The 9605-nt window shown below is 74.8% G+C and carries 9 protein-coding genes; 5 read left to right on the top strand and 4 right to left on the bottom strand.

The window, feature by feature from the left end; genetic code table 11:
* Positions 1 to 5 precede the first annotated feature (5 nt).
* Positions 6 to 2114 carry an N-6 DNA methylase gene (locus OG344_RS17165; RefSeq protein ID WP_405083978.1) on the bottom strand — a complete coding sequence of 703 codons (2109 nt, stop codon included), beginning with the start codon at positions 2112 to 2114 and terminating at the stop codon, positions 6 to 8.
* A gap of 97 nt (positions 2115 to 2211) precedes the next feature.
* Between OG344_RS17165 and OG344_RS17160 the strand changes: the two genes are divergently transcribed.
* Positions 2212 to 2907: a PP2C family protein-serine/threonine phosphatase gene (locus tag OG344_RS17160; RefSeq protein ID WP_405083977.1), complete on the top strand. Its 696-nt coding sequence runs from the start codon at positions 2212 to 2214 to the stop codon at positions 2905 to 2907.
* A gap of 40 nt (positions 2908 to 2947) precedes the next feature.
* On the opposite strand, the gene OG344_RS17155 is transcribed toward OG344_RS17160, so the two are convergent.
* Complete coding sequence (locus OG344_RS17155; RefSeq protein ID WP_405083976.1) at positions 2948 to 3517, bottom strand: CGNR zinc finger domain-containing protein; 570 nt, start codon at positions 3515 to 3517, stop codon at positions 2948 to 2950.
* A 134-nt stretch (positions 3518 to 3651) separates the two neighbouring features.
* Between OG344_RS17155 and OG344_RS17150 the strand changes: the two genes are divergently transcribed.
* Positions 3652 to 4758: an acetate/propionate family kinase gene (locus OG344_RS17150; RefSeq protein WP_405083975.1), complete on the top strand. Its 1107-nt coding sequence runs from the start codon at positions 3652 to 3654 to the stop codon at positions 4756 to 4758.
* Between the two features lie 51 nt (positions 4759 to 4809).
* A complete protein-coding gene (locus tag OG344_RS17145; protein WP_405083974.1) occupies positions 4810 to 5640 on the top strand; it encodes a PhzF family phenazine biosynthesis protein in 831 nt (276 codons plus the stop codon).
* Positions 5641 to 5815: 175 nt separating this feature from the next.
* Here the strand turns inward: OG344_RS17145 and OG344_RS17140 are convergent, their stop codons facing one another.
* Together OG344_RS17140 and OG344_RS17135 are read right to left on the bottom strand one after the other, a co-directional pair.
* Positions 5816 to 6313: a DinB family protein gene (locus OG344_RS17140; RefSeq protein ID WP_405083973.1), complete on the bottom strand. Its 498-nt coding sequence runs from the start codon at positions 6311 to 6313 to the stop codon at positions 5816 to 5818.
* Between the two features lie 182 nt (positions 6314 to 6495).
* A complete protein-coding gene (locus OG344_RS17135; protein WP_405083972.1) occupies positions 6496 to 7533 on the bottom strand; it encodes a carboxymuconolactone decarboxylase family protein in 1038 nt (345 codons plus the stop codon).
* A gap of 194 nt (positions 7534 to 7727) precedes the next feature.
* Here OG344_RS17135 and OG344_RS17130 point away from each other — a divergent pair, with 194 nt between their 5' ends.
* Positions 7728 to 8909, top strand: a complete 1182-nt coding sequence (locus OG344_RS17130) for a sensor histidine kinase (RefSeq protein ID WP_405083971.1) — start codon at positions 7728 to 7730, stop codon at positions 8907 to 8909.
* The gene (locus OG344_RS17125; protein ID WP_327044281.1) at positions 8906 to 9580 is read left to right on the top strand and encodes a response regulator transcription factor; all 675 of its coding nucleotides are present in this window, start codon (positions 8906 to 8908) and stop codon (positions 9578 to 9580) included. The genes OG344_RS17130 and OG344_RS17125 overlap by 4 nt, the downstream gene beginning before the upstream one ends.
* The last annotated feature ends 25 nt before the right edge of the window (positions 9581 to 9605 follow it).

Below are 9605 nucleotides of genomic sequence, written 5' to 3'. Positions count from 1 at the left end.
CACCGTTACCCGCGCGGGCGAAGACGTCCGCCGACCAGCCCTTCGACACCGAGGCGGGCGAGCGCCTCCCCGGCGGCCGCCACCTCCCGCAGGCCGTCCTCCAGCGCGAGCAGCCGCCGGAAGGCCGCGCCGTACGCCCGCTGGGCGGTCAGGGGAAGCTGGGGGACGCGGGCCCGGCGCGCCTCCACCCGGCCGCTGCCCGGGTGCGGGCGGCCCCCACCCGCCGCGTACCGCAGGAATCCGGCGAGGAACTCGGGGTCCACCTTGCCGGGATCGACCCGGAACAGGCTGAGATGCGGGCCGAGCACCGCCCCGTCCGTCGTGACCACCCGGGCGGTGACCGCGGACGCCACGACGTCCCCGGGCCGTACGGCGACCAGGCCGGGGGCGGGGGCGATCCGCCGCGCCGGCGCGGCCCCCGTCGTTCCTGGCGCCCCCGCCGCCCCCGCCGCCCCCGTCGCCCCGGCCGCCCCGGCCGCCAGGTCGTCGGCGGTCAGCACGGGCACGCCGTCCTCCCCGTTCTCAGCGTCCCCGGAGGCGTCGATGGTTTCGGGGGTTTCGGGGGTTTCGGGGGTTTCGCCGTCCGGGAGAGCTCTCAGCGGCGAATGGCGGATGGTGACCAGCCCGGCCCTGGCCATCTCGGCCACGGTCGACCAGGAGACGTCCCAGCCCGCCCCACCTCCGGTGAGCACCTCCAGGTCCGGCAGGCCGTCGGCCAGGGCCGCCGACACCTCCCGGAAGCGTTCCCGTGCGGCGGGGAAGCCCCGGGTGTCGACGCGCGGAGACAGGTGCCTCGCCGGGCTCACGTCCACCTCGTCGTCGAGGATGTCGATGATCCGGACGACGCGGCCGCCGCGCGGCGGTTCGGCCTCGGCGAGGTGGGCCCGCCAGCACCGCTCGACGGACTCCGGGTCGTCGCCCGCGTCGCCCACGACGATCGTGGCGGGCCCCCGCTCGCCCGGCTCCGGCCTGCGCAGCAGCCACAGGTCGGGCCCTCCGGCGGCCAGCGTGAAGACGGCGCGCAGCGCGCCCGCCCGCAGCAGGTTCGCGCGGATCCGCCGGCCCGGGCGGCGGCTCGCCGCGGCGGCCGGCATCAGGATCGCCACCAGCCCGCCGGGCCGCACGTGGGCGAGGCAGTGCTGCACCCAGGCGAGCTCCGACTCGCCCCGCGGCGGCATGCCGTGCTGCCAGCGGGGGTCGCCGACGAGGTCCTCGTGTCCCCAGGCCCGCTCGTTGAACGGCGGGTCGCACACGACCGCGTCGACCGGCCGTTCCGGCGGGAAGGCGTCGTTTCGCAGCGCGTCCCCGGGCACGATCCGGGCGTCCCGCCCGCGCAGCAGCAACCGCAGCGCGGCCAGGGCGGCCGCCGTCTCGTTGGCGTCCTGGCCGAGGAGCCGCACCGCGTCCGCCGCGTCGCCCGCCCCGGTTGAGCCGACCGCCCCGGCCGGGCCGGTCATGACCTCCGCGGCGCCGAGCAGGAGCGTTCCCATGCCACAGGCGGGATCGAGCACGGTCCGCGCCTCCGCGCAGGCCAGCCGGGTCATGAGGGCGGCCACGTCGGGCCGGGTCAGCGCGAGCCTGCGGCTGTGCGCCTCGGCGTACCGCTCGCACAGGAACTCGAACGTCGCGGCCGCGCCGTGCCGCTCGGCCATGGCCGCGACCAGGCGGAGCAGCCCGGGCTCGGCACTCGGCGTGTCCCCCGGGAACAGGTCGCCGGTCGCCTCGGCCACGGCACGCGGGAGCCGTACGGCGAGGTCGGCGGACCTGGCGAGCCGCTTCCAGCCGCCGGGGTCGCGCTGGACGTAGAGCAGGAAGGCCCCCGCCTCCCGGATCACCTCGCCCAGCCGCAGGTCGTCGGCCGAGGCGCGCAGCCGCTGCCAGACGCGGTCGCCCTGGGAGACCTCGAACGACTTGCCGTTCCGGCGCAGCCACGCCTCGACCTCGGGCAGCGAGAAAAGCGGGCTGGAGGCGGTTCCGCCGACGGGCTGGGGGAAGTCGTCGTACCGGCGGCGCCAGTTGCTGACCGCGGCCCTGCCGACGTCGGCCAGCCGGGCGATGTCACCCGCGTTCACGGTCGCTTCGACGCCGGCCTCCACCGGGGCCTCGTGATCCATGAACACGAGGGTAGCACCATGCTTGTGAAGTGACTCAACCAATGGTTTACTCAAAACCATGACGCACAGCCGCATTCGGTATGCCGCGGGGTCGGACGTGGGACGCTCGCGTGCCAACAACGAGGACTCGGTGCACGCGGGCGAGCGCCTGCTCGCCATCGCCGACGGAATGGGCGGCCACGGACACGGCGAGGTCGCCAGCGCCGCCGTCATCTCCGAACTGGCCCGCCTGGAGGACGATCCCGCTCCCGGCGACCCGGTCGCCGCCCTGGCGGACGCCGTACGCGAGGCCGGGCAGCGCCTGGGCGACCTCGCCGCGCAGGACCCCGCCCTTGAACGGATGGGCACGACCGTCACGGCCATGCTGTGGGACGGCGAGGGCAGGTTCGCCCTGGCCCACGTCGGCGACTCCCGGGCGTACATGCTGCGGGACGGCGCCCTCTACCAGATCACGCGGGACCACACCCTGGTGCAGTCGCTGGTGGACGACGGGCGGATGAGCCCCGACCAGGCGGCCCGTCACCCGCGGCGGTCCCTGCTGCTGCGGGCGCTGGAGACGAGCGGCCTGGCCGAGCCCGACCTGTCGCTGCGGGAGGCGTACCCGGGCGACCGTTACCTGCTGTGCTCCGACGGCCTGACCGCCGTCCTCGAAGCGGAGGCGCTGCACACCGTCCTCAGCACGGTCGCCGATCCCCGGGAGGCGGTCGCCCGGCTGATCGAACTGGCCAACGAGGGCGGCGGCCCGGACAACATCTCCTGCGTGGTCGCCGACGTCGAGCCCGCCGAGGCCTGACCGCTCATCCGGGCGCCGCTCGCGACGGCCCTCGCGTGCGTCAGGCGCCGCGGGCCCGGAAGGCGGCGGTCTTGACGCGGTTCTGGCAGGCGGTCGAGCAGAAGCGGCGGGTACCGTTGCGGGAGGTGTCCACGTACACCCGGTCGCAGTGCGGCGCGGTGCACACCCCAAGCCGGTCGTGCAGGTCGCTGCCCAGCACGACGGCGAGGCCCGTCGCGCAGCCGGCCGCGTAGTTGCCCGCGAGCGTGCCGCCCGCGCCGTGGAAGTGCAGGTGCCAGGGCTCGCCGTCGTGCCGGTCGAGGTGCGGCCGGGCGTCCGTCTCGGCCAGCAGGCGGTTCACCGTGCGCGCCGCCGTGTCGACGTCCCCGCGTGCCACCGCCTCGAACACGCCGCGCAGCGCCCGCGCCGTCTCCGCCAGCTCGCCGGCCTCCGTCTCGCCGATCGCGACGGATCCGCCGCGACCCGCGTCGAGGATCTCGGCGACGACCTCGGCGCGTGCCCCGTCCGCGGGCGGCGCGTACGGACGCCCCCGCGCCTCGCCCGCCGTCAGCGCGTTCACCAGGCCGACGGCGATGACCACCACCGCGTCGGTGTGACTGTTGAAGTTCACGGTTACGCCTTCACATCGCGGTACCGCACTGCAGTACCGCATTCCGGTACGTGACTGCCGAAATCCTACATGGCAGTTACAGCGGCCTGAGCCCGCCGTGTTTGCGGGGCGTGACGGCGGGGAGACGGATCGCCATGACACCGGTCGTGCTCACGGTCAACGCCGGCTCCTCCAGCCTCCAGCTGCATCTGGTGCGGGAGGGCCGGGTGCTGCGCAGCGAGCACAGCGAGCAGAGCCCCGACCCCGCCGCCGCGGAGCGCACGCTGTCGGACTTCCTCTCCGGCGCCCTCTCCGGCGCTGGTGGGGGCATCACCGCGGTCGGTCACCGGCTCGTCCACGGCGGGGAGGCCGTGCGGGCGCCCACGGTCGCCGACGACGGCGTGGTGGAGGCGGTGCGCGGCTACGCCGACCTCGCGCCGCTGCACGTGCCGCCCGCGCTCGCCCTGGTCGAGGCGGCCCGGCGGGTGCTGCCGTCCGTGCCCCACGTGCTCTGCCCCGACACCGCCTTCCACGCGGGGCTGCCCGATGCCGCCGCCACGTACGCGCTGCCCGCCGAGTGGCGGCGCCGCTGGGGCCTGCGCCGGTACGGCTTCCACGGGCTGTCGTACGCCTGGGCGGCCCGGCGGGCGGCGGAGCTGCTCGGGCGCGAGGACCTGCGGCTCGTCGTCACGCATCTCGGCGGCGGTTGCTCGGTGTGCGCCGTACGGGCCGGGCGGAGCGTGGACACCTCCATGGGGTTCACGCCCCTGGAGGGGGTGCCGATGAGCAAGCGGTCGGGCAGCGTCGACCCCGGCATGCTCCTGTGGCTGCTGTCCGGATCGCGGCTCACCCTGGAGGAGCTGCGCGACGGGCTGGAGCACTCGTCCGGGCTGCTCGGGCTCTCCGGCGGCCTGTCCGGGGACACCCGCGACCTCGTCGCGTCGGGCGCCCCGGCCGCCGCGCTGGCGCTCGACGTGTTCGCCCACCGGGTGAGCCGCGAGATCGCCGCCTCGACCGCCGCCCTGGACCGGCTCGACGCGCTCGTGTTCACCGGCGAGATCGGCTGGGACCAGCCCGAGGTGCGCGAGGCGGTGTGCCGGAGGCTGTCGCCGATCGGCGTGGCGCCTCCCGCCGTCGGCGGCGTGTACCGGGACGGCGTTGTCAGCCCGGAAGGCGCCCGGGTGCCGGTCCTCGTCGTACGGCCCCGCGAGGAGCTTCAGGTCGCCCGGGAGACCCTCGCCGCGCTCGGCCATCCCTTCTGACCGCACGGGCTGAACGGGCGGGCTGAACGGGCGGCCGTAGAATCAGCCGACATGCGTATCTTCACCGTCGACTCCTTCACCGACCGGCCGTTCCGGGGCAACCCGGCCGCGGTGTGCCTCCTCGACGACACCGTGCCGGACGAGTGGATGCAGGCGGTGGCCGCCGAGATGCGCCACTCGGAGACGGCCTTCGTCCTGCGGGAGGGCGGCGGGCCGCGCTCGCTGCGCTGGTTCACCCCGGCCGTCGAGGTCGCGCTGTGCGGGCACGCCACCCTGGCGACCGCGCACGTCCTCTACTCCCTGGGCGAGTCCGGCAGGCTGGAGTTCGCCACGAAGAGCGGCGTGCTCACCACCGAGCAGGCCGGTGACGGCCTGATCGCGATGGACTTCCCCGCGAAGCCGGCCACGCCGGGGACGCCGCCGGACGGCCTCGTCGAGGCCCTCGGCGTCACACCGATGTGGACCGGGCGCAGCGAGTTCGACCTCCTGGTCGAGGTCGGGTCCGTCGCGGAGGTGCGGTCCGTGAACCCGGACATGGAGCGGCTGACCGGGGTGGAGGCCCGCGGCGTCATCGTGACGGCCTCCGGCCAGGGCACCTCCGCCGACTACGTGTCACGGTTCTTCGCCCCGCGGGCGGGCGTGCCGGAGGACCCCGTCACCGGCTCGGCCCACTGTGTGCTCGCGCCGTACTGGTCGGCCCGGCTGGGCCGGGACGCGCTCGTCGGCGAGCAGGTGTCGGAGCGCGGCGGGACCGTGCGCACCACCCTGCGCCCGGCCCCGCCAACCACCCCGGGCTCCACCCTGGGCTCCACCCCGCAGGGCGACCGCGTCGAACTCGCCGGGCATGCCGTGACCATCTGGTCGGGCGAACTGGAGGTCTAGTGCTGTGACCGGAAACGATCACCGGGTTGGCGCGTAAGACGGTCCTGCCGGTTGGATGGTGCTGATCACGTTCGATCGGCAGTCGGGAGGCCAGGTGACGCAACCGGTCAAGGTCCGCAAAGGGTAGAAGCTGCAGCGGATCGTGCGGCGCGGCACATCGTTTCCGGTGACAGCACTAGGCGCGCCGGTGGTCGCCGCTCGCGCCGTCGATGAGCTCGCGCACGATGTCCATGTGGCCGACGTGCCGGGCGGTCTCCTCGATCATGTGAATGAGCACCCAGCGCAGCGTCATCCTCTCGCCGCGCTCGTTGGTGCCGAGGTCCTCGAGGCCGAACTTCTCGATGACCTCGTCCGAGGACGCGCGGGCGCGGGCGTAGAAGGCGAGGACGTCGGCCGTGGTCTCGCCGGGGTCGACGCGCAGGTCGGCGTCCTCGTCATCGTCGTCGAACGGGAGCTCCTCGTGCTCCTGCCCGAACGTGTCGGCGAACCACCAGTACTCGACGGCCGCCAGATGCTTGACCAGACCCAGGAGGTTCGTCCCAGACGGGGTCATGGGGCGTCGCAGCGCCTCGTCGTCCAGGCCCTCGACCTTCCACAGCACCGCGTCGCGATGCCGGTCCATGCTGGCCTGGAGGCTTTCCTTCTCAGCACCGGTGAACGGGACTCTTTTCATGCCCGGAACGTAACAGTTGCCCCGTCACTCGGGCTAAGTGGTGGGGCCACCCGGCACACCCGCCATGGACCTCGAACGGCGTGTCATCAGACCCGGTGAACGTATGTGGTCAACGCCCTAGGCAAGGTCTGGGCAGTGTTTAGGCAGTGTTTAGGCAGTGTTTAGGCAGTGTCGGACACTCCCTAGGCCGTCGCGGTGAGCCCGGCCTCGACGCGCTCGACGGCGGAGATCGCCCCGAACGCCAGCAGACGCACGAGGTCGGCGTCGGACCGGCCGCCACCGGCCTCCCGCCAGGCGGCGACGTCCGCGTCGGTCACCCGGTACGGCGCGAGAGCGGCCAGCAGCGCGAGCCGGGCGGCCGGCCTTCGCGCGGGGGCGACGTCCGCGAGCGGCCCGGACGGCCACCCGGACAGCGGAGGATGCCCGCCGTCCCAGACGGCGACGGCGTCCAGGACCGCCTCCACCGCCTCGTCGTCCAGCAGGGCGGCCCCCTCTCCCGCGCAGGCCAGCAGCGCGGCGAACGCCGCGCCCATCGGGGCGCCCGCCGCCCAGGCGGGCTCCCGGTACGCCGGCAGCCCGCGCAGCAGGGGCAGCGCCTCCCCGCGCGGCGGCCTCCGGCGCACCGCTCCGGACAGGGCTCCGCCGCCCAGGCGGCGTACCAGCCGGGACCGCTGCAGGCCGGCGGGCAGGAGGTCGGCGGTGAGCAGGGACGACACCATGCGGTTGACGAAGTGGAATGCCAGCGCGGTGCCGATGTGTTCGGCGGCCTGATCGGGAGGGCACGGCGGCCTCCGCCCGCCGCCGGTCGTGGCTGTGGCTGCGGTGGCTGTGGCTGTGGCTGTGGCTGTGGCCCAGTCGAACAGCCGCGCGTGCTCCGGATCCGGCGGCCGTTCCCCTCGCGCGATGGTCTCGGCCAGCCGGTGCTCGCCGGTCGCGTGCAGCAGCACGGTGTGCGCGTCCACGCAGAACGGGCATTCGTTGGCCAGCGACACCCCGGCGGCGACGACTTCCTTGGCCGCCCTGGGCGCCTCGCCCGCGAGCAGCGACTCGCGCAGCAGCGCCCAGGTGGCGGCCAGCACGTCGGGCGCCGGCGACAGCGTCAGGAAGAGCGGCAGCCGGGTCAGGCCGAAGTCACGGGCGATCTGGCGGTAGACCTCGGCCACCCTGCCGGTGGCCGCCTCCACGGGCACTGGTGTCACATAGCGGTACGGTGTCGGCATCTCGGCCTCCCAGGAGTCGAACGCTCAGGCGCCGATCCTGCCGGTCACGGCCCTCCGGGTCGTCGTACGGCGGGAGAGTCCGCGGGCCGCTCCCCCGGGGAGCGAACACGGCCCGGCGTACTCCGCCGGGAGTAGCGCCCGAAGGGTCCGCCGGGAGGAGGCGGGCGAACCGGACGCGGTTTACGCTTCGGGACATGGACCGTGATCGCGGGCTTCGGCCGTACGCCCAGGACGGGGTGGCGGCGGCCGTCCTGGCGGCGCTGCTCGTGGCCGGCACCCTGATCCCCGGCGCCCCGAACGGCCCGGCGCGGGTGGGGGTGATCGGCTATCTCCTCCTGGTGGGCGGGTGCGCCGCCGTGACCGCGCGGCGGGCCGCGCCGGTGGCGGCGATGGCCGTCGCGACGGCCTGCATGATCGGTTACGCCCTGGTGGTGTATCCGGAGACCGCGCCCGCGTTGCCCGTCCTGATCACCGTCTACTCGGCGGCGAGCGCCGGGCGGCGCGGGTGGGCGCTGTCGGCGAGCGTGGTCTACCTCGGCGGCACCCTGCTGAGAGAGCTGGCGGACCTCGGCGCGCGGACCCCGCGCGAGGTCCTGGACCAGGCCGGTCTGCTGGTCGGCTGGTTCGTCGCCGCCAACGTGGCGGGAATCGTGTCGCGGCAGCGCCGGGCGTACCTGCGCCAGGCCGAGCAGCGGGCCGCCGAGGCGGAGCGCACGCGCGAGGAGGTCGCGCTGCGCCGGGCCGGCGAGGAGCGGCTGCGGATCGCGAGGGAGCTGCACGACTCGCTCACCCACAGCATCTCGATCATCAAGGTGCAGGCGGGCGTGGCCGTCCATCTGGCGCGCAAGCGGGGCGAGGTGGTGCCGGCCGCGCTGCTGGCGATCCAGGACGCGAGCGCGGACGCCATGCGGGAGCTGCGGGCCACGCTGGAGGTGCTGCGCGAGCCCGGCGAGGAAGGCGGCGGCGACGAGGACCGCGCCGGGCGGATCGGCGAGCTGGTCGAGCGGGCCCGGTCGGCGGGCGTGCCGGCCACCCTGGCGGTCACCGGCACGCCGCGCCCCCTGCCGCCGGAGGTGGACCTCGCCGCCTACCGGATCGTGCAGGAGGCGCTCACCAACGTCACCCGGCACGCCGGAGCCGCGTCGGCCTCCGTACACGTCGGCTACCGGCCGGACGCCCTCGTCGTACGCGTCGAGGACGACGGCCGGGGCGCGACCGGAGCCCCGGACGCCGCGCATGAGCCGGGGGTGGGGCTCACCGGCATGCGCGAGCGGGTGTCCGCGCTCGGCGGGCGCATCCAGGCCGGGCCGGGAGCGGAGGGCGGTTTCCGCGTCCACGCCGAGCTTCCCCTGCCCGCCCGGGAGGGAGTGGCGTGATCAGGGTGCTGCTCGTGGACGACCAGGCGCTCATCCGGGCGGGTTTCCGCGCGCTGCTCGACGCCGAGGACGGCGTGGAGGTGGTCGGCGAGGCGGGCGACGGCGCGCAGGGCCTGGCCCTGGCCGAGCGGCACGTGCCCGACATCGCCCTCGTCGACATCCAGATGCCCGTGCTGGACGGCATCGAGACGACCCGGCGGATCGCCGCCGATCCCCGGCTGGCCGCCACCCGGGTGGTGATCCTCACGAACTACGGTCTTGACCGGTATGTCTTCGACGCGCTGCGGGCGGGCGCGAGCGGGTTCCTGCTCAAGGACACCGATCCGGTGGAGCTTCTCCAGGCCATCAGGGTCGCCGCGCGGGGCGACGCCCTGCTCTCCCCCGCCGTCACCCGGACGCTCATCAGCGAGTACGTCTCCCGCCCACCGGACGCGACGCCCGCGGCCACCCTGGACGCGCTCACCAACCGGGAACGGGAGGTCGTCGCCCTGGTCGCCCGCGGCCTCACCAACGAGGAGATCGCCGCCCACATGGTCATCAGCCCCTTCACCGCGAAGACCCACGTGAGCAGGGCGATGACCAAGCTGGGCGCGCGCGACCGCGCTCAGCTCGTCGTCTTCGCCTACGAGTCCGGCCTGGTCTCGCCCCGGCGTCCCGCCTCCCCGCGGTGAACCGCCGCTCATGAAGCCCTGCCGC

It is taken from the genome of Microbispora sp. NBC_01389 (genome assembly GCF_045040095.1).
GTDB lineage: Bacteria > Actinomycetota > Actinomycetes > Streptosporangiales > Streptosporangiaceae > Microbispora.
The sequence above is the reverse complement of the archived record's forward strand: the minus strand, read 5'-3'. Positions and strand labels throughout refer to the sequence as shown.